Source organism: Streptomyces olindensis, from assembly GCF_040645895.1.
In the GTDB taxonomy this organism is placed as follows: domain Bacteria; phylum Actinomycetota; class Actinomycetes; order Streptomycetales; family Streptomycetaceae; genus Streptomyces; species Streptomyces olindensis.
Genome location: NZ_JBEYZD010000074.1, coordinates 12,578 through 32,792, shown reverse-complemented (window position 1 = coordinate 32,792; position 20,215 = coordinate 12,578). Strand labels below are relative to the sequence as shown.

Annotated in this window: 14 protein-coding genes; 7 read left to right on the top strand and 7 right to left on the bottom strand. The window is 67.9% G+C overall.

All coding sequences use genetic code 11. From position 1 onward, the window contains the following. Positions 1–5: 5 nt before the first annotated feature. The 4 genes from ABZ948_RS33480 to eccE form a co-directional block, all read right to left on the bottom strand. Positions 6–1,859: an ABC transporter substrate-binding protein gene (locus ABZ948_RS33480; protein ID WP_359765968.1), complete on the bottom strand. Its 1,854-nt coding sequence runs from the start codon at positions 1,857–1,859 to the stop codon at positions 6–8. 296 nt (positions 1,860–2,155) lie between these two features. Beyond that, on the bottom strand, positions 2,156–5,530 hold the full coding sequence (locus tag ABZ948_RS33475; RefSeq protein ID WP_435857703.1) for an SCO5717 family growth-regulating ATPase: 3,375 nt from the start codon (positions 5,528–5,530) through the stop codon (positions 2,156–2,158). A gap of 303 nt (positions 5,531–5,833) precedes the next feature. Next, positions 5,834–6,604: a hypothetical protein gene (locus ABZ948_RS33470; protein WP_435857702.1), complete on the bottom strand. Its 771-nt coding sequence runs from the start codon at positions 6,602–6,604 to the stop codon at positions 5,834–5,836. Further along, complete coding sequence (gene eccE, locus ABZ948_RS33465; RefSeq protein WP_359765964.1) at positions 6,604–7,947, bottom strand: type VII secretion protein EccE; 1,344 nt, start codon at positions 7,945–7,947, stop codon at positions 6,604–6,606. The genes ABZ948_RS33470 and eccE overlap by 1 nt, the downstream gene beginning before the upstream one ends. Positions 7,948–8,152: 205 nt before the next feature. Here eccE and eccB point away from each other — a divergent pair, with 205 nt between their 5' ends. From eccB to ABZ948_RS33450, 3 genes are read left to right on the top strand one after another with little or no spacing between them, the layout of a single operon-like run. Beyond that, positions 8,153–9,679, top strand: coding sequence for a type VII secretion protein EccB (gene eccB / locus ABZ948_RS33460; protein ID WP_359765962.1), 1,527 nt, complete (start codon positions 8,153–8,155; stop codon positions 9,677–9,679). Between the two features lie 48 nt (positions 9,680–9,727). Then, positions 9,728–11,005, top strand: coding sequence for a type VII secretion-associated serine protease mycosin (gene mycP / locus ABZ948_RS33455; RefSeq protein ID WP_359765960.1), 1,278 nt, complete (start codon positions 9,728–9,730; stop codon positions 11,003–11,005). Beyond that, a complete protein-coding gene (locus tag ABZ948_RS33450; protein WP_359765958.1) occupies positions 11,002–11,607 on the top strand; it encodes a hypothetical protein in 606 nt (201 codons plus the stop codon). The genes mycP and ABZ948_RS33450 overlap by 4 nt, the downstream gene beginning before the upstream one ends. A gap of 453 nt (positions 11,608–12,060) precedes the next feature. Here the strand turns inward: ABZ948_RS33450 and ABZ948_RS33445 are convergent, their stop codons facing one another. From ABZ948_RS33445 to ABZ948_RS33435, 3 genes are all read right to left on the bottom strand, one after another. After that, positions 12,061–12,693, bottom strand: coding sequence for a hypothetical protein (locus ABZ948_RS33445; RefSeq protein ID WP_359765956.1), 633 nt, complete (start codon positions 12,691–12,693; stop codon positions 12,061–12,063). A gap of 3 nt (positions 12,694–12,696) precedes the next feature. After that, a complete protein-coding gene (locus tag ABZ948_RS33440) occupies positions 12,697–15,015 on the bottom strand; it encodes a hypothetical protein (protein ID WP_359765954.1) in 2,319 nt (772 codons plus the stop codon). Positions 15,016–15,123: 108 nt separating this feature from the next. Continuing rightward, positions 15,124–15,645, bottom strand: coding sequence for a hypothetical protein (locus ABZ948_RS33435; protein ID WP_037767793.1), 522 nt, complete (start codon positions 15,643–15,645; stop codon positions 15,124–15,126). Positions 15,646–16,132: 487 nt separating this feature from the next. Between ABZ948_RS33435 and ABZ948_RS33430 the strand changes: the two genes are divergently transcribed. From ABZ948_RS33430 to ABZ948_RS33415, 4 genes are all read left to right on the top strand, one after another. Continuing rightward, on the top strand, positions 16,133–16,552 hold the full coding sequence (locus ABZ948_RS33430) for a DUF2563 family protein (RefSeq protein WP_359765952.1): 420 nt from the start codon (positions 16,133–16,135) through the stop codon (positions 16,550–16,552). Positions 16,553–16,554: 2 nt separating this feature from the next. Continuing rightward, entirely contained in the window at positions 16,555–18,327 is a 1,773-nt protein-coding gene (locus ABZ948_RS33425) for a hypothetical protein (protein ID WP_359765950.1), read from the top strand. Between the two features lie 99 nt (positions 18,328–18,426). After that, positions 18,427–19,641 (top strand): S8 family serine peptidase, encoded by a 1,215-nt coding sequence (locus ABZ948_RS33420; RefSeq protein WP_435857701.1) that lies wholly within the window; start codon positions 18,427–18,429, stop codon positions 19,639–19,641. 135 nt (positions 19,642–19,776) lie between these two features. Beyond that, complete coding sequence (locus ABZ948_RS33415) at positions 19,777–20,124, top strand: hypothetical protein (RefSeq protein WP_037767790.1); 348 nt, start codon at positions 19,777–19,779, stop codon at positions 20,122–20,124. Positions 20,125–20,215: the final 91 nt, after the last annotated feature.

Below are 20,215 nucleotides of genomic sequence, written 5' to 3'. Positions count from 1 at the left end.
CCCGTCTACTCGCGGTCCTCGGCGGTGGCCCGCCGCCGCATCGCCGCGAAGGCGCCGAGCCCGCCGAGGATCACGACTGCCGCGACGATCCCGACCACGACCCCCGTCGAGGACGCGTTGTCCGACGAGCCGCTCGCGTCCGCCGGCACCGCCGACCACCAGCTCCAGTAGCCGTCCTGGCCGTAGATGTTGCCCGCCTTCGCCGGCATGGTCGTGATCGACTTGATCTGGTCCGTCCGGTAGGCCTCGACCGCGTTCGGGTACGCCATGACGTTCATGTACCCGAGGTCGTACAGCCGCGACTCCATCCGCTTGACGATGTCCGCCCGTTTGGCGGGGTCGTACTCGGCGAGCTGGCGGGCGTAGAGCTCGTCGTACTGCTTGTCGCAGATGAAGTTGTCGGTCGCGCCCGTGTCCTGCGGGGTCGCGGGCAGGGCGCCGCAGGTGTGGATGGAGAGCACGAAGTCAGGGTCGGGGTTCACGGACCAGCCGTCGAACGCCAGGTCGTACTTGCCGGCGAGCCAGGGGTCGGTCACGTTGTCCAGGCAGTCGAGCCGGACGCCGATGCCGAGGTCGCCCCACCACTCCTGGAGGTACTTGCCGACCGCCTTGTCGTTCGGGTCGGTGGCGTGGCACAGCACCCGGTAGGTGATCGGCTTGCCGTCCTTGCCGACGCGCCTGCCGTCGCCGTTCTTCCGGTAGCCCGCCCGGTCGAGCAGCTGAGCGGCCTTCGCCGGGTCGTACGCCAGCTTCTGGCTCGCGGACGGCTTCCAGAAGTACTGCGAGAAGCGCGGCGGGATGTAGCCCTCGCCCTCGACGGCGTGGCCCCGGAACACCTTGTCGATGATGGCCTCGCGGTCCACGGCCATGAACAGCGCGTTGCGCACCCGCTGGTCCAGCAGGGAGGGGTGGCCGTCGCCGAACTTCTTGCCGTTCTTCGCCTTCGCGCCCGGGTTGGTGGCGAGGGCGTAGAAGCGGCGGCCGGGGGCGTCGTTGACCTTGATGTTCTCCGCGCCCTCCAGGGACTCCGCCTGAGCGGGCGTCAGCGACGGCGATCCGGCGACGAAGGACACCTCGCCCTTGCGCAGCGCCGAGACGGCGGCGTCCTGGTCCTTGTAGTAGCGGAAGACCAGCTCGTCGAACTTGGGCGCTCCGCGCCAGAAGCTCTTGTTGGCCTTGAGGCGGACGTAGCTGTCGGCCTCGTAGCCGGTCAGCACGAACGGCCCGTTGCCGACGACGGGGAAGCTCTTGTCGTTGTTGAACTCGGAGAAGTCCGAGACCTTCTCCCACACGTGCTTCGGCACGATCGGCACGTCGAGCGCGGTCATCGTGGCCTGCGGCTTCTTCAGCTCGATGACCAGCTCGGTGGGGCTCGGGGCGGTCACCTTCTTGAAGTTCCCGACGTAGCTGCCGTTCGCCGTGGCCGCGCCGGAGTCGGTCATCATCTTGTTGAACGTCCACGCCGCGTCCTCGGCGGTGGCCTGCCGGCCGTCCGACCACTTCGAGTTCGAGCGGATCGTGTACGTCCAGGTCAGCTTGTCCGGCGACGACTCCCACTTGGTGGCCAGACCCGGGATGGCGTGGTTGTCCTTGGGGTCGTAGTTCGTCAGGTACTCGTACATGAGCCGGTGGATGCTCGTGCTGAGCAGCCGGACGGCCAGGAACGGGCTGAGCGAGTCCACGCTCTGCGCCACCGCGACGGTCAGCACCTTCTTGCCGTCGTCGGCCGCCCGGGCCTGCCGGGGCGCCGGGTCGAGCGGGGTGGCGAGACCGGCGGTGAGGGTGAGGGCGGCCGCCCCGGCCGCGGCGACGAGCCGGAGGCCGCGCGGGAGGCTGCGTGTCTGATCGTTCGTGCCCATGGTCGGACCTCGCGTCATCGCTCGGACGGGAAGGACGGGTTGATCAGCTGTCAGTGGATGCTGAGTGTGTATCAGCGGCCGTTCCCACCCGTCAACGGCACGTTCACCCCTTGTGGCCTGCGGAAATAACGAATTGGCGAGCTTTTCGTGCCCATTGGTCGAGACCACTGACGCGCCCCTGGCCAGGGCCTGGCAACGGATTTCGCCCCTGGACGCGCCGAGGCCCGCGCCGAGTCGGAACGGCGCGGGCCTGACAGGGGATCGGCCCCTCGAAAGGGGCCGATCGGGTGAGCCGATTACTGCGTCGGGGGCGGGGGCGGCGTCTGCCCGTCGGGCTGGGCCGGGTACGCCGGCTGGCCGGGCTGGGGGTAGCCGTAGCCCGGCTGTCCCGGCTGCGGGTAGGGCGGCTGGCCCGCGGCCTGCGGGTACGGCTGACCCGGCTGGGCCGGGGGCTGGCCCGGCTGGGCGTACGGCTGTCCCGGCTGCGGCTGCTGGGGGTACGGGCCGGGCTGCCCGGGGATCTGCTGACCGGGAGCCGGCTGCTGTCCCGGGTACGGAGGCTGGGGCGGGACGGCCTGGCCGGGCAGCGGCGGGGCGGCCACCGGCGGCGGGTTGCCGTCGGACGTCCACAGGCCGTGCGCCTGCTGGTGGCGCGTGAAGTCCTCGGCGACCATCGCCGCGAGGTTGAAGTACGCCTCCCGCACCTTCGGCCGCATCATGTCGAGGTCGACCTCGGCACCGGCGGCGAGATGCTCGTCGAACGGCACGACGATGACGCCCCGGCAGCGCGTCTCGAAGTGCGACACGATGTCCTCGACCTTGATCATCTTGCCGGTCTCGCGCACCCCGGAGATGACGGTGATGGACCGCGAGACGAGGTCGGCGTAGCCGTGCGCCGACAGCCAGTCCAGGGTCGTGCTCGCGCTGCTCGCGCCGTCCACGGACGGCGTCGAGATGATGATGAGCTGGTCGGCGAGGTCCAGCACACCGCGCATGGCGCTGTAGAGCAGACCGGTGCCGGAGTCGGTGAGGATCACCGGGTACTGCTTGCCCAGCACGTCGATCGCACGCCGGTAGTCCTCGTCGTTGAACGTCGTGGACACCGCCGGGTCGACGTCGTTGGCGATGATCTCCAGCCCGGACGGCGCCTGGGACGTGAACCGCCGGATGTCCATGTACGAGTTGAGGTACGGGATCGCCTGGACGAGGTCACGGATGGTGGCCCCGGTCTCACGCCGCACCCGGCGCCCGAGAGTGCCCGCGTCCGGGTTGGCGTCGATCGCGAGGATCTTGTCCTGCCGCTCGGTGGCGAGCGTGGAGCCCAGCGCGGTGGTCGTGGTCGTCTTGCCGACGCCGCCCTTGAGGCTGATCACGGCGATCCGGTAGCAGGACAGCACGGGCGTGCGGATCAGCTCCAGCTTCCGCTGCCGCTCGGCCTCCTCCTTCTTCCCGCCCAGCTTGAACCGGCCACCGCCGGCCGCCGGACGGCTGCTCTTCGCCTTCTGCCTCTTGCTGTTGAGCAGCCGGTCGGACGACAGCTCCACCGCAGCGGTGTAACCGAGCGGCGCCGCACCGGGGTTGGTCGGCTGCCGCTGGTCGTGCTGCATGGGCTGCGGCCAGGCCGCGCCGGTACGGGGGTCCACCGGCTGCTGGGCCTGCTCGCCGGGCTGCGGCTGGGCCGGGGGCTGCGCGCCCGGGTGGGGGAAGCCGTAGCCGCCCTGGGCGTTGGGGGTGCCGGGGTGCGGGAAGCCGTATCCGCCCTGGGGGGCGGGCGCGGCAGGGGCGGGGGTGCCCTGCTGCGGGAAGCCGTAACCGCCCTGAGGGGCGCCGGGCTGCGGCTGGGCCGGGGGCTGCGCGCCGGGGTGCGGGAAGCCGTAGCCGCCTTGCGCGTCGGGCGCCGGGGCGGGCGGGCCGTCCGGCTGCGGCTGGGCCGGGGGCTGCTGGGCCGGAGGCTGCTGAGTGGGGGCGCCCGGGTGGGGGAAGCCGTAGCCGCCGGGCTGCGGTGCGGGCTGGGCGGGCGGCTGGTTCGGTGCGGGCGGCTGGTTCCACCCGGCGGGCGCGGGCTGCGGCGCCTGCGGCTGGAACGGCGGCTGCTGGGCCGGCACCGACGGCTGGGGCGGCACCGGCGGCTGCCCCTGCGCGGCCGCCGGCTGCGGCTGGGCGGGCGCGTTCGGGTCCGTGGGCTGTGCCTGCGGCTGGGGCTGCTGCTGGGCGGGCCACTGGCTCGCAGGTGCCGGGGCGGCCGGCTGGTACGACGGCGGCAGCGGCGGCACGCCGTGCGGGGCCGGGGGAGTCCAGGCCGACCGGGCGTCGGGAGCCTCCGGCGCAGCGGCATCAGCCGACCCGGTGTCCTCGGACGCGGCATCGGCGGGCGGGGTGTCCGCGGCGTCCGCGGCGTCCGTGGCAGGGGCGTCGGGGGACTCGGTGTCGGCGGACTCGGTTTCGGCGGGCTGCGCGTCGTTCGCCTCGGGGGCCGTCGGGGTCTCGTCCTCGGCCACCGCGTCCGCAGACGCCTCGGGCGCCTCGGGCGCCTCCGCTGCGAGGGCCGCGTCTTTGGGCGCGTCATCCCGCGACACGGAGTCGTCGGCGTCCACAGGAGAAGCTGCGGGTGCCTCTCCCTCGGTCACCCCGGCGCCATCCTCGCCGGCGTCGGAGGGCGCACGCTCGACATCACCGCCGGAGTCCTCACGCGGCTCGGGTGCGTCATCGGCCGAGCCGGAAGCGACCGGGTCGGCTTCCGTCTTGCCCCTGTCCTTGTCCTGGTCCTGATCCCGGCCCGCGTCCACCGAGTCCAGACGCGCCTCCGCCGCGGCGGCGCGCTCCGCGATCTCCTGCTTCAGGGCGACGGCGGAGAAGCGCATGGTGGCACCGCTCTCCAGATCACTGCTCTCCGACTCCTTCTCCTCGGAGGCGGAAGGGAAAGCAGCCGGAACGGGGGGAGTGACCGGAGCCTCGGGAGCGGTTGGAGCAGCGGGCGGAGCCTGGGGAGCCGCCACCGGAGGAGTCGACGGCGGCCACGGCGCCTGGTATCCCCCGGGGAAGTTCGGCGCAGAGGCCGGAGAGGACGCGGGCCCGTCGGCCGCGGGCCCCTCGGTCTGCCCCTGGGGCTGCGGCTGCGACCCCTGCGGCTCGAAACCGCTCCCCATCGGAAGCTTGGGCATGGCGGCCGACCCTCCGGCGGACGGCGCGGGAGGCGTGGGAGGCGCCGGCGGCGTGAAAGGCGCACCCGGCGCGGGCGCGGGAGGCGTGAAAGGGGCGCCCGGAGCGGGCGGCGGCACGGGCGGAGTGAAGGGCGCCCCGGGAGCCGGAGCGGGCGCGGAGCCCTGCCCCTGAGGGGACGACGGGGAGGACGCGGCCCCACCAGGATGGGCATGCGGCGGTGGAGTCAGCCCCGGCAACGGCGGCACCGGCCCCTTCGCGGCCCCGGGATCCGCGGCCGCCCCCGACGCGCTGGACTCCTCGGACGCCCCCGCGCCCTGCCCCGAGCCCGAACTCCCCGAGGCGTTCTGCGTGTACCAGGCGGGCGGCGCGTAGTCGATGGTGAACTCGCCCGTCATCTCCGCTGCGGACTCCGCGTCGGGCTGGTCATCGCCGGGTGTCGCCCAGCCCCCGCGGATCCCGTCCCGATCGCTGCTCACAGTGTTCCTCCTGGTGTGGTCGAGCACCCTCATGCCGTGCTGGGGGCGACCCTTGCTTGTCGTCCGGCGTCGTGCGAAGTCGTTTGCGGCGTATCGAGGTCGTCCGAGGCAGTCCGCTCCACAGGCTTCCCCGCTCTCCCCCTGGGGCACCGACGCCCACTCCACGGGTTCTGACGTCGCGCCCCGTCCCAGCCTAATCACGACCGACCCGAACGCGTCAGGCCCGCCCACCTCTCCATCCACAGCCGATTGCCACAAGCGACGCATACGGGATGTACGCTCACTGCTCAATGGGCATAAACCGGACGGGAACGTTCAGCTCAGGGAGACGTGACGTCAGTCAACTCGCCGCGGGGTGCCCAGGAGCCCCGTCTCGGTATCCGTGGGCTGCGTAGTCACATACTGCCGGTCGCCCTCGGCACACCACAGCGTGACCCCGTCGGGCAGCGTAGGCAGCGACCCCACGTCACCCTGAGGCAGAGCCAAGGTGCGGCCCAGCTCCGCCGCCTCGTCGGGCGAGACCCGCTGCACACCGACGAGCTGTGCCTGCCGAATCAGTCGCGGGGCGACGGGGCTCAGATACGGCAGCAAGGTCAGCACCGACTGCCAAGGGCCTGACACGACCCGTCCACGCGGCGGGCGCATACCGCAATCTCTCACCACCAGCACCGGCGTACCCGCCGAGGCACCTTGCGGGGGCACCCGGCCGACGTCGTACACCGACAGGCCGTTCTGCCCGCCGCCCAAGGCATGCACCATCCGCGCCCAGGCCTGCGGGCGTCCCGTCTCTACGGCGACACGGGCACCCGTGGCCGCTGAGCGCAGAGCGAGGACCTGGGCCGTCCACAGGCCACCGATGAGCACGACACCGTAGGGCGAAGGACGATTCACCCCGAGCACGGCGGGCTGGCCCTCGGTGTTCACTCCGACCACCACGCCGTCGTCACCCACGGGCAGGGACAGGACGTCTATCTCTTCCACCGACAGTGAGTGCCGCGGGTGCCGGGGGCCGAGCAGACCGAAGCCCGTGCGCAGTCGCTGTCCGAAGCCGGGAGTGTGTGGCTCGCCGCCGGTTCGAGGCGAGGGCGCAGTCGGTGTCATGCCCATCAGCGGGCCCCTCCGAGCGGCAGAGTGGCGAGAACGCCGGGGAGCTGTTCGCGGTCCAGACGGGCGAGCCCGACCCGGGCCTGCCGTGCCGCATGCTCGACATCACGCCGGGCAGCCGTCAGTTCATCACTGCTTCTGCCTGTGATGCGCAGGTGTCCTGCCACCGTCACATCTTGATGCCCGCCCCGGGCGAGCGTGAGGCTGAACGTCGTCGCCAGTGCGGGAACCGAGGTCAACCATGCCACCAACTGCGCCGGCGCAGCACCCGCCCCTCCCAGTGGAGGCCAGCGGCGCACCCAATAGGTGGTGTGCCGACGGTTGTCGCAGCGCCAGCTACGGCTGGATTCCTCGGTTCGCCGATGCGGGGCTTCACCACGCTCGGCCTGGGCGGTGACCATCGGGTTGGCACACACGGAGGTGGCGATGGCGGCCGTCAATTCCTCCTCCGTGAGCAGGGTTGCGCGGAATCCGGCACCGGCCAGTCGGCTCGACAGGTGTTCCCCCGCCCGCGAAAGGCACTTCTGCGCCCCCAGGAGTCCGCCCCCGCGCGCGGCCACCGCTTCCGGGCACAGCTCGGGATCCAGTTTCAGCGCGACCCACATGATCCTGACGGCAGGTGAGGCGACTTGCGCCTGCAGCTGCGTGTAGTTGGTCACCACGACCGACTGCTGCGGCAGATGCGGGGCGGGAGCCGGCTGGGTGTGCACCACGATCTGCGCCGACTCCAGACGTATCCCGTCCACCTCCAAAGCGTCCCGCACGTGGGCCACGGGCAGCGGCCTGCGGCTCAGTTCGGCGCGTAGGGCACCGGCGTCCGCCTCCACCTGGAGCACCACAGTGAGGAAGGACCCGTCACCCACCATGCCGACCGGCCGCCGGTCGTCGCCACGGCTGTAGCTGTACGTGCGCAGGCTCGGGACGCACTCGACGGCAGGGACAAGACCGGAGTCGGTGCCGGGAGGTACCGGTGAGTTCGCGGCACTCCGGCGACGGGATCGCAAGGCCTGCACGGACGCCAGCCACTCGGGCAGGGAGCGTCCACGGCGCCGTACGAACGCGAGTGCCACGAGCAGGGCGGCGACAGCGGCAGCCGGGACCAGTGCGTAGGTGCCGACGCACCAGCCGCCGACCACGAGCGCCGCCGCCAGCTCCAGCAGCACGAGCCGCTGCACCGCGAACGAACCACCGCGATTCGAGCGCGCCCTCAAGGCAGGTGTGACGGTGCTGCCGGTCGCCGCCCTGCCAGGCGTGGCCGGTGCGGAGCCCTGAGGGCCTGGTCGGCCGACGCTACGCGGACGCGACCCCGATTGCGACCGCGACCTGGCCCGCGGTGCGGAAGCCATCACTCACAAACCCCCGAATGATCCCGAATCCAGCGCAGCGCAAGCCTCTTGGGGCCGCCATGGCACCCTACCCGTGCCGCACGTGGGCCCACGCAACAGGCATAGTAGGGGCCGGAGCTGACAACCGAGGCAGCAGAGGGAACCGAAAGCCGGGGGACGGATCTTGACGTGCCCCATGGCTCCGCACGAGGAGTGAGCGGACAACATGGCATCACGGCGTGACGAACTCAACGCCTACACCTTCGCGAAGCGCCGCACACTCGCATCCTTTCTGCGTCCCTCGCCTTCGGGTTCGGAGGAGGGAGCACCCAAGCCACTGAGCGCGGTCTGGCCCGGCACCGTCGTCGGCGTGGTGGTCCTCGCGGTGTTCGGGGCCGTAGGCCTGTTCAGCCCGACGGCCCCCCGAGGCTGGGACGAGCCGGGTGAGCACGTCATCGTCGCGAGTGACTCGACCACGCGGTACGTCGTGCTGAAAACGGGCGGCGAGAAGCAGCTGCATCCGGTGCTCAACATGGCGTCCGCCAAGCTGCTCCTGGACCCGAGCAAGACCAGCGTCATCACCGTCGACGAGAAGGTCCTGGACAGCGGCAAACCGCCGCACGGCGCCACGATCGGCATCCCGTACGCCCCCGACCGGCTGCCGTCCGGCGGCGAGGCGGAGGCCCCCAAGCGCTGGATGGTCTGCGAGCGTCCCGCAGACGGCGGCCGTGCCATTCAGAAGGCGGCGTTCGTCCTCGCCGAGAAGGAGTGGTCCAGGACCGAGGGCGACGACAAGCTCGCCAGGGGTGACCTGATGTACGTCGTCGGCCCGGACGGCAAGACCCAGTACGTCATCGACTCCCGTGGCTACGCGTACCGGATCGCCAACCCGACCGACAAGGAACTCCTCAAGGCTCTCGACACCCGGAGCCGCGCCCCGCAGCGGGTGTCACAGGAGTGGCTCGACACCCTGCGCACGGGTGACCCGCTCTCGATTCCGACGATCGAGGGCACGCCGGGCCAGGCGGCAGGCGCCTCCGACAGCCTCGGGGAGTACGACAAGGTGGGCATGGTCATCAAGGCCTACGACGGCACGAGAATGCAGTACTACGTCGTACTCCCCGGCCGCGTAGCCCGCATCTCCGAGTTCACCGCTACGCTGCTGCTCAACAGCAGCGACCTGGTAGCCGTCGGGCAGGCGGGCGAGGCGCAGCAGGTCAGCCCCGGTGCGGTCGTGGAGAGCACGACCTTCATGGGCAGCAAGAAGTGGCCGGCGTACAAGCCGAGGACGGTCAACGACGGCGCCAGCGCGACGAGCGGGCGCAACACCGTCTGCAACGTCCTGCGCTCGGTCGACGTGGGCAGCGGCGCGACCACCTTGTCCACCTGGGTGGGCACCGACTTCCCCGCGCAGCTGCCCACCGGGTCGTCCAGCGCCTACGTCACCCCGGGCTCCGGCCAGCTCTACCGCCAGTTCAAGGGCAAGGAGACCAAGGCAGGCAGCGTCTTCCTGGTCACCGACACCGGCCTGCGCTATGCCCTGCAGTCCAACAGTGACAGCGCGAGCGACGACAAGGGCATCGGAACCTCCGCCAAGCAGCGTCAGCAGGAGCTGACCGAAGCCAAGATCGCCCAGACCCGGCTGGGTTACGAGCAGGTCGACCCGACTCCTGTCCCGGCGGAGTGGTCGACGTTCCTGCCGACCGGACCACGCCTGTCGGAGGCGGCGGCACGGCAGCCACAGGGTTCGTAGCCGGCACAGTCCTGTAGGAGAGCGAACTCATGCTGAGGAGAGGGCGACATGAGGCCCAAGGCGCGTAAGGCCCTGGCAGCGCGGAGGGGATGTACGGTCGCGGCGGCCCTGGTCACCACGACCTCTTTCGCGGCCACGGCGCATCTCGCCTTTCTGGCACCCGTGGCACGAGCGGACGACAGCGGCCAGTGCACATTCCCCTCGAAGAAGTACGAGGGCCGCCCGTGGTCGCTGCAACGGGTCAACCTCGACGAGCTCTGGGCGGAGACGAAGGGCAAGGGAGCCCAGGTAGCGGTGATCGACACCGGCGTCGACGTCAAAAACCCCCAACTCGCCCGTGCTGTCGACGTCGCCAAGGGCAGGAACTTCCTCCCACCGAAGAACGCCAAGGGCGAGAAGATCGAACGCGGCAACGAGCAGGGCACGACGGACACCGTCGGCCACGGCACGCGGGTGGCCGGCATCATCGCCGCCCGCCCGGCCAAGGGGACCGGCTTCGTCGGCCTCGCTCCTGAGGCCACGATCATCCCCATCCAACAAAACGACGCCCAGGGCAACGGGACGGCCGAGTATCTGGCCCTGTCCATTCGCTACGCCGTGGACGCGGGTGCCGACGTCATCAACATCTCCCAGGACACGGCCAACGCGGTCAGGCCTGAGGCCAGCCTCAAGCAAGCCGTCGATTACGCTCTCGACCACAAGGTGGTTGTGGTTGCCTCAGCGGGCAACGACGGCCTCGGCGGCAACGTCAAGATCACGTATCCGGCGTCATTCGAAGGGGTCCTCGCGGTGGCCTCCTCGGACCGCAACAACGAGCGCGCGTCCTTTTCCCAGTCGGGCGAGTTCGTGGGCGTGGCCGCCCCTGGTGTCGACATGATCTCCACTGTCCCCGGCGACGGCCATTGCTCCGACAACGGCACCAGCTTCTCGGCCCCTTATGTAGCCGGAGTGGCAGCGCTCCTGAAGGCGAAACACCCCAACTGGACGGCCCAGCAGGTCGTCGCCCAGATCCAACAGACAGCGGAACGCTCGATCCCCGGCCGTGACCGGCTGGTGGGGTGGGGGGTGGTGGACCCGGTCAAGGCGTTGACGGACATCGACCCTGCCAACCCGGTGGAGTCTCCCAGGCCCGAGAGCGGCGTGGCGAAGGGGGTGGCGCCGTCGGTGTCACCGGTCCACTTCGGCGAGACACCGGAGCAACGGAACACGCGGCTGGGCACATACGTGGTCGTGGGTGGACTGGTCTTGGTGGCGGGACTTGGAGGTGCCGCGGTGGCGATCCGGGATGCGGGGCGGCGGGGCGCGCATGGAGGTGGCCAGGCATGAAGGGACTGACGGTTTTCATCTTCGTACTCTCCGCCCTGCTGATTCTCATGGCCTGCATCAAGGCGGACCGCGTCCGCTCCTGGCGCGAGTCAGCGAACCCCTCGGCCCCGGAGATCCCGGATTCTGCCTTCACCGCCGCCCGGGTCCTCTTGGTCGTCATGGCCGTCGCTGGCGTCGTCGTCGGCTTCCAGGGCATCGCCGCGGAGGACAACGTGGGGTGGAGCGACGACGAGCTGACGAGTGCGGTCGAGGGTGCCACGACGGCTCTCGACGGCAGCTCTCAATACGGCGAGATTCATGCCTCTGACGCTGACTTCGACGCCGACGCGTACGCCACGACGATCGAAGGCGAGATCGTCGAACACGGGGGCGGGGATGCTCCGCAGTCGGGCGTGGACGCGGCCCCCGAGGCGACGGGGAACGCCAACGAAGTCAACTACACGATCAGGGCCTCCGACGCGGAGCTGTCCTTTTGCATGCAGGTGACGCGCACGCGCTCGAAGGAGGGCGATTACGAGCCGCCGGGTGTGGCGGGCGGCCCCGGGACGGTGACCGTCCCGAGTTACAAGTTCGCGGTGACCACCCACAAGGGCGAGTGCTGATCCGCCAGGCGACGTCATTCAGAGGTGGCGAAAGTGCCCTGCTTTGCTGTGCCTGCTCGGCGCACTCTGGGCAATTAGAGCGGCGAACTTCCCAAGTGTGAAATCGGCGTACTCATGCCAGACCGACTTCATACGCGGCAACATAATGACGCTCATGAAGCACATTTGTTCAGTAAAGGCCTTCGAACCGTTCTGAAGCATCTCCCCGAGCCGGGGTGGCATCGTTTTGGCCGCGCCTTCCCAAAATAGAGCACGAGCTCGGGGATCTGCTAACTCCAGAGCAACTAATTCGAACCCTTGTAACACCGGGCCGTGTCAAGTTTCATGATCGCATAATTCGTCGTAAGTCGAGCGTTCTCCGGCCCTCGAGTTTAGAGGTGCGAGGAGTTGTTGGAAGATACGCCATGTCCGACGTGGCCAGGTCCCCTACCGTCACTTCGAGAATAGGGAGCGTCATCCGACCGTGGACGGCATGTCACACTTTGCCTTGGCGTGAGCGTACGATGCTGCGCTCTTCGCCAGCTCGATCAGACCAGAACGCGTTTCATTAGTGCCGGAACTTCCGGCGTTCTTCAGCTGCACGACAATGCTGAGGTTGTACTGTCCGCCCGGGATGTTTCCGGCGGAGGCGCAAGGTACGAGTACAGCGGCTAGCGAGGATGATGCAACTCCCTTCTCTCCAGCCTGAAACGAGGTGAGCTGGCCTGAGTCCTCCCCATACTGCTCAACCTCGCCACTCACCCAGGTTTGAGCCGGCTCGGCCCGCATCATCTGGGTCCGAGCACTCATGAGATCCTTTCCATCTCCGGACACGAAGCAGTCCGAGGTGTATCCATCGTCTTGGTTATCCACGCGCAGAGTCACTTCGTCGTCGAAGGCGTACGTCGATGCCTCCGGGAGCACGGACTTGAGGGCGGCGACGGACTGGGAGGGCGGACCCAGCGATTCACATACCGCGCTCTTTTCGATCTTCGCCACCTGCTTGTCGAATGGGGGGATCTCGAACAGATAGGCGGCGCACCCCAGGAGGCCCACTGCCACGACAGCGCCAACAGCGATCGGGATTTTCACCTGTGTGGTGTTCACGTCTCAGTCTTCCTTCTCGAGCTGCCTGGGCACGCCCTCGCCCTCAAATGCGTCATGGACGTTCTTGCCAGCGTTGTTAAACCCTGCTTCCGCTGCGGTCGCCGCGGAAGAAACAATCATGGGAGACGGGTTTCCTGTGCCGTCGCCAGCCTTCTTCGCAGCCATTTCCACGAGCTGGTACGTCGACTCCTTTGTCCCGTCCAGATCTTGGCCGTTGCGGTAGATGACTTCGCCCGAACTGTCCTTCATGGCGCCGCCGGTGATGGCACCGATGACTTGATCGGCAGCCGTGCCTGCTACCCCGCCGATGACGACACCTCCCGGTCCGGTCATCGGCGCGGTGGCCAGCCCCACGCCGATGCCGATACCGGTTCCACCCCACGTACTGGCTTTCTCGAGGGCCGAGTTGTAGTCCTCGTCCTTCTTGCCACCCTCGATTTCTCCCTCGTAGGCCCGACCTGCTCCGATGGTACCCTCGACCTCGCCGGCGACCCTCGCGATGTCCTCGATGGTTTTTTTTAGATTCTCGGATTCAGAGAAATTCGTATCGTTGATGTACGCGTTGGGATTCTCGAAGTGATGGTGCATCATGTGAGTGGTATAGCTGTGCTGCCCCAGATTGATAGCGGCATAGCCTTCCGGATTACGTCCGACGGTGTACAGGAAGCGTGTACTGTCGACCTCGCTTAGGCTGGCTGCTGTACCTGCCACTGGGAAGAGGTTCTCCTCGCCTTCAGTGCCAGGGTGCAGAGCCCGGTGTATATCTGGCATGTATTCGGCAGCGATCTGCCCCATACTGTCGGACATGTAGCTGTTGTTGGTGAGGCGTGACGGATTGTCCGAGATGGACGCGACAATGCTCTGCATAAGCTTGGCCTGTCCGTCACTGTGAGCAGGAGTGTCTACGGTCGGCTTCTCGCCTGCCGGGTGCCCAGTAGTAGCCGCTTCCAAAGCCAAGGCCAGATTGTTCTGGCCCGTGTGGAGATCGTCTCCCTTGAGGTCCGTTTCCTGAGGCCACTCCCGCTCTTCAAAGAGATACTCGAAGTTGGACAGCGACACCTTGCCCTTGTGGGTGTTTTCGTCATCCGAGTCTCGTTCAAACGGGTTGTCTGGGTCATCCTTCGAGACGAACTGCTGGTTGAAGAAGTCGGTGGCCGCGCCAGGACTGTTCGAAAGGCCCTTCAAATAGCCGGTAAGCGGGTCGGAGCCGCTGTCCTCACCGATGCGGTTCAGCCAGGGGTCCGCACCCATGTGCTGCCACGCCATGTTGGCGTGCTCGCCGTTGCCCGTGAGCCTGCGCTCGGTGGCCATGAGCTTGCTGCCGTAGTCCTTCAGGAACTGGTCGTCATAGTCCCCGGTCCGCATCAGATTACTCATGACCTGGAAGCCCATGGGGCCGCCGCAGTTGTTGCCGTAGACCGGCTTGTCGCCGATGTCGATCAACGTGCGCTTCCACTCGGTCATCGCGACCGAATCGCTCTGCGTGGCATTGGCGAGCGTGGTGCCCAGACTGCGCTGCAGGTCGTCGAACTTGTCCAGCCGCTTCTGCCCGAGCTCGTAGTTGCCCCGGTGCGGGTCGTTGACACCGGTCCAGAACTCCAGAGTCTTCTGCGGACCAAGCGTCGTGGCGAACCTTTCGGCGAACAAATCGTCGGTGCCGTACTTGTTAAGCCCGTTGAGGAGCCGGTCGAATTCCTCAGGGCTGAGGTCCTTGGGATCCTTCCGCGCCAGCTTCGCCAGCTCGGTGGCCTGCTTGAGGGCCTCGGCGGCGCTGTCCCGGTCCTTGTACGAGGCGTCCGAGAATCCTAGTTTGCTCTGATCGGCGATGGCCTGCAGGACGGTCATGGCCGAGTTGTCGCTCTCGGTCGCCTTGTCGAGGATGCTCTGGAGTTGATCGCGGAGTGAGGTGATCTCGGACTGGTTGTCCTTGTCCTGCTGTGCCCGACCCTCCGGCGGCACGCTCGACGTGACAGTGAATCCACCCTCGTAGCCGATGACCGTCAGATTCCTCTTCCGACCGCCCTCGATGGCGTCGACGAGTTGTTGGTGATACCCCTTCAGCTCGCCCCGTGTGTCCGCGAGGATTTTATGGATCGTGCTGGCCTGGGTGTGTGCGTCGCTGAACTCGCCGGCCGTCTTGCCGATGAATTCCTTCGAAACTTGAGCGTTCACGCCGGCCCAGTCCGCCTTGTTCGCAGCCTGGTGCAGCTCGTCCTCGGCGTCCTTCTTCAGCGTTGCGAGGTTCTTGACGAGGGTAGACCAGTCCGTGACGGCGTCGTCCAGCAGCTTGAAGTTGGCGTCGCGCAGGGTTTCGAGGTCCATCGGTGAATATCCCCAGAAGTGTCGAGCAGTGGCAGAGCGAGTCGGTGTGATGCTGGCCGGTCTCGGGCCGAGGAGGGGGCACTCCGGTGTCCCCAGGTGGCCCTTCCGCTACTCTTCCTTCTTCTTCTCTTCCTTCTTCTCCCCGTACACAGGGTTTTTCTCACCGGGTTGCCCGACGCGCTCGTCGAAGCCGGCGTCCAGGGCGTCGATGCTGCTCATCTGGCGCACGATGAAGTTCTCGTCGCCTGCGTGAATCTTCTTTGTGACCTGCAGGTGGTTCGTGATCTGCGCACAGGCGTCCATGAGGGACTTGAGCTGTTGCTCCCAGCGGTTCGACACGTGCTGCAGCCCCGCCCCGAGCGCGAAGCCCTGCTTCGACAGATCACTGGCCGCGGAGTCGCTGCTGGGAACGGCGACGCGAGCCTTGTCCCAAAGCGCGTTGTACAGGGAATGCGCCGACTTGCTGATCTTGGCCAACGAGGCGTTCGCCACCTTCAGGTCGCCGTACTTGCCGGCGCCGCCGGCCGTGCCGGGGGAGCCGTCGCCCGGGTCGAGTTGGTTCAACTGCATCTGCGCGGAATGACGTTCGACCGCCTGCGTCTTGAGCTGCTCCCACTCGTCCCATGCCATGGGCGGATCCTTCCCCCGTGCTGCTCGGCGCCGGATCCGGGGCGAGGTGGATGCCGTGGCTCCGGTGCTGTGGTTTGGTGGCCAACTTAGCAACGGGCTCCGGGGAGGAAGAGGCGCAGGTCTCTTACGGGTGGATTGTCCGGCGTGAAGGTTCGGGGAGCTGCAGGCGTGCCCCGGCAGGTCATGCAAGGCCCGCAGGACTCACGGCGTACAGGCTGATGAGTGAGCCGAGAGCCGGGTGGCGGCGGGTCGCGGCCAGTCTCCCTTCGGTCAACTGTGGCATCGCATTCGGTCCCGTAACTGAGTTAACACGCGCCTCGGTTGGCCCAGTTGCGCAGGGTGACTACAGTGGTGATGGCGCTGTCAGGCGCAGCTCGCTTTGCTGACGCGCGGGCAGCGAGCGATCGGTCCCGATCTGTTCGGGGCCGATGGCTATCACGGGGAAACAGGGAGGGATGTCTTGCTTCCGGCGGACATGGTGGGGGGCGTGTCGGCAGCCAGGGCGGCGGATCTGGAGGCCAGCGGCGAAGCGCTCAGCGACTTCGTGTCGCGGGTGGATGCGGTACTTCGGGATCTTGAGAGTTCGGCCGGCGACCCAACGAAGGTCGGCGCTCAGACCATCAAAGCATCGTCCCTGAGCAACGGTCGGACCGACGTCTTCCCTGAGGCACACACGCTGTACGCCCAGTACAACAGCGTGCATGACCAGCTCACCACCTTGTCCAAGACCCTGCATCTGCAGATCGAGGCCATCGGCATCGCTGTCAGGGGCGCTTCCATCGGCTTCGACAACCTCGAAGAGGAACAGCGTCAGAGGTTCTGGGCGATCCAGTGGGAGATCGACGAGATCCAGAGCAGGGCGAGCGGCCATTCCTCCGGTGATGGCAAGTCCGGGATGGGGGCCTGACGATGAGCGACGAGCAGCACAAGGCCGACCTCGGCAGGGTTTCCGACCAGAACTCCTTCGCCGACATCGCTCGGAAGGTCGAGGAACCGGAGGGAAACGGGCTACTCGCCAGGCTGGTGAGCGACCCGCTGCGAGCGGTGGTAGGGGCCACCGCCCCGGGGAAGGCCGTGTTCGGCAGCACGGACTTCGATGCGAAGAACCTCGACCTCAACGAGATGATCGACCTGGTCGATCAGACGGACCCGGAGGACTTGGAGTCGTCGGGCAAGGCCCTGTGGGACGCACGCGACGCTGTGAAGGCGGCAGCCGACGAGCTCGACGGTCGCATCAACAAGCTCCGCTGGATCGGCCAGGCCGGCACTGCCTTCCGGGACTGGGGTAGTTCCCTCGTCGCCAGCACACACGACCTGAGCGACTTCGCCGGAAAAGCGGGTGACCAGATCACCGCTGCCGCGGTCGGCCTCGCGTCGGTACGCCGTGCCATGCCGGCGCGTGACCCGCACAACCGGAAGCGCCCCGAAAGCTTCACGGACGCTGAGAAGGCTGCGGACAAGGGCGAGTACGACGCCGCTGTGAAGGTGGAGAAGGACCGCCAAGAGGCGATCAACCAGATGAATCGGCTGGCGTCGTACTACGCGGTCTCGAGCCAGCAACTTCAGACGCTGCAGGAGAAGCCTCCGACGTTCAGGTCCATGCCCGACGTCGGCGTGCCTCAGCCTCGTCGGACGGAAGGTTCTGGTGCAGGCGGATCGGCCTCGGTCAGTGACGGGTCGGCAGCAAGCACAGGCCGTTACACGCCGACTGAATCGGCAGGACGTGGCGGAGTGCCCGGCTCAAGCGACACTCCGGTTCCATCGACATCCGTGGGGACGGTCGCGTACCCGGAGGACTCTGTCCGCACGAACATCGACAGCGTCGGTACTCTGCCGCCCGCCACGACAACGACAGCAACTGGGCACACGCCGCCAGCCACCGGAACCCAGCCCACGGTGGGTGGGCAGACCGGCATGTTCGACAGCCACGGGACTCCGGTTCCGAACCGTGTCTCCGGAAGGACGGCAGGCGGTTCGAACGGTCTTCGTGCTCCTGCCTCTGCTCAGGGTCGCGCTCAGCCCGGCTTGACCAACTCCGGCACTGGGCGTGCCACAGGGGCCGGTTCCACGAGCCAGACGGGACGCCCCACGCCGACCGGACAGCCGGCCGGCAGGGCGACCGGCTCCACTGCGAAGTCGTCCTCGATGGGCCACGGGGTCACCGGGGGTACACCTCGAGTCGGCGGCACGGCAGCACCGCGAGCCACCGCCGGCCCCGCAACCGGCGCGGGTCGCGCGAACGGTGTCGTCGGTGGGCGGCCTACGACCGCCGGCGGTCTCCCGGCGAAGGGCGGTGCGAGGGTTCCTCGTGGCACGGTGATCGGCGCTGGTCCGAAGGCCATGCCTCAGCCGTTGACCGGTGGTCCCGGGCAGCGTGGGGTCGTCGGAACGCCCCCGGCCGGGGTGAGGCCCGGGGGTGGCACCGGTGGTGCCGCTCGGGAAGGAACGGGCGGGTCCAAGCCTGTGACCGGCAACCCGAGCGCGCGCAACTCCGCCGCCCAGGCCGAGCGTAACGGCATGACGCGGGGAGGCACGGGCCTCGTCCGTGTGCCGGTTGACAAGGGGAAGCCTGGCGAGGGCAGAAACGCGCCGGGAACCCCGTGCCCCGACTACTTGGGCGACGACGGGGAGCCAGGCCCGCCCGACAAGCCACGGCGTGATGTGCCGCCGGTCGCCAACTGAGCTCTAGCGAGGACTAACAACGTCATGAAGTCAGGGATCAGCCGACGAGCCGATCGGGCAGCGCTCCTCGGGACACGGTGCGGTAGGCGAGCGGGCGCGGTGGGCGCGATCGTCGGCACTCTGGCGGCTCTGAGCGTGGGGCCGGCCCCTGGTGCCGCTGCGGCTGACGCCCAATCGCGGCAGTGGTATTTGAGGCCGATGCAGACCGAGCAAATGTGGAAGGTCAGCACGGGCGAGGGCGTGAAAATCGCTCTCATCGACACGGGCGTGAACCCGGACACACCCTCGCTGAAGGGGCAGGTTCTGGCCGACGAAGTGCCCAAGTCGGTCGCCTACCGCGCCACTGACGACTACTCGGGCCATGGAACCAGCATGGCCGAGTTGATTGCCGGTACCGGTGCCGAAGGTGGCCTCCGGGGGCTGGCACCGGGAGCCGGAGTCGTCCCGTATCGGGTGCAACTCGAAGGACTCAAGGACGGGGCGGACAAGGACAGGACACCCTATGCCTGGCAGGCATTGCGGGCGGCGGCGGACACTGACGCCAAGATCATCAGCATGTCCTTCGGAGGCATGCACTCCGAGGAATCCAAGGCCGCGGTCAAATACGCTGCTTCGAAGGGCAAGCTGCTCGTGGCGGCAGTAGGAAATGACGGCCACCCCGACATGCCGGCCGCCCACCCCTACGTACTCGGCATTGCGGCGGTCGACTCCTCTTACACGGTTACGAAGAGCTCGGAAATATCGTCACAGGGATATGCCGACCTCGCGGCGCCTGGCAAGTCGATCCCCGCCTGGTGCGACCAGACCTTCCGTTCATACTGTGACGAAGCGGGATCGAGCCAGGCGACCGCACTCGTCTCCGCTGCCGCCGCACTGATCTGGTCCGCCCACCCCGACTGGACGGTCAACCAGGTCACCCGCGCACTGATCGACACCGCCAGCCGCTCCTGGCCCAAGGACAAGCCGAGCAGATACGTGGGCTACGGGTTCATCCGGCCGCGCATCGTCCTGGCAAACCCCGATTACGACGCGGGAGCGCCGGACGTCGATCCGCTCGCGAACGTGAACGGCGGAGATCTGTTGGCCAAGTCCGCCGACAAGACGGAGAGGGCCGGCACCGCACCGACACCGTCTGCGGCGGACCGGTCCCAGACCCCTGATGCGACGTCAACGGGCGGCACCTCGGCGACAGGAGCAAGCGCGGAATCCGCGGACGACAGCAACACCCTCTGGATCGCCCTCGGTGTCACGGTCGCTTTGGTCGTGATCGGCGGCGCCGGCGGGGCCGTCCTGCGGGCGCGGCGTTCGAGGTGACGCGACCAGCCGCCCGCACCCCGGTGGCCATATGAGCCTGAGACACGGGACAGGGCATCCGCGGCGTGCTTGCCTCCTCGAGGAGAGCACAGGACCAAACCGTCAGACAACAGACACAGCAAGGAAAGGCTGGCTATGGCTGTCGACCAGAAGCTTGAAGACCTAGCGGTAATCAAGCTGCAGAAGCAGATGTACGAGAAGTACGAGAACATCCGGAAGCGCGTGCACGGGCTCCAGGGCGTCATCGATGGTCTCGAAGGTCAGTGGCAGGGAATCGGCCGTGCCGAGTTCGACCGGAAGCAGTACGAGATCAACGAGTCGCTGAAGAACATCGGCAGCATTCTCGGCGATGTCATGGAAGCGATGACCACGGCGCGCAACATCACGGACAGCAAGGAAGACGAGGTGCGCGCCGCGGTCAGCCGAATCAGCGTCAATGACGGTGCACCCACGGTTCAGCCGTCTGCTTTCAACTCGATGTGAGACGACCGTGACGGAGGGGTTGGACCCCAGGGCGTCCGTCATCGGTAGCTTTCACCGCACACCACTCGGCACACACATGAGACGAGGTTGG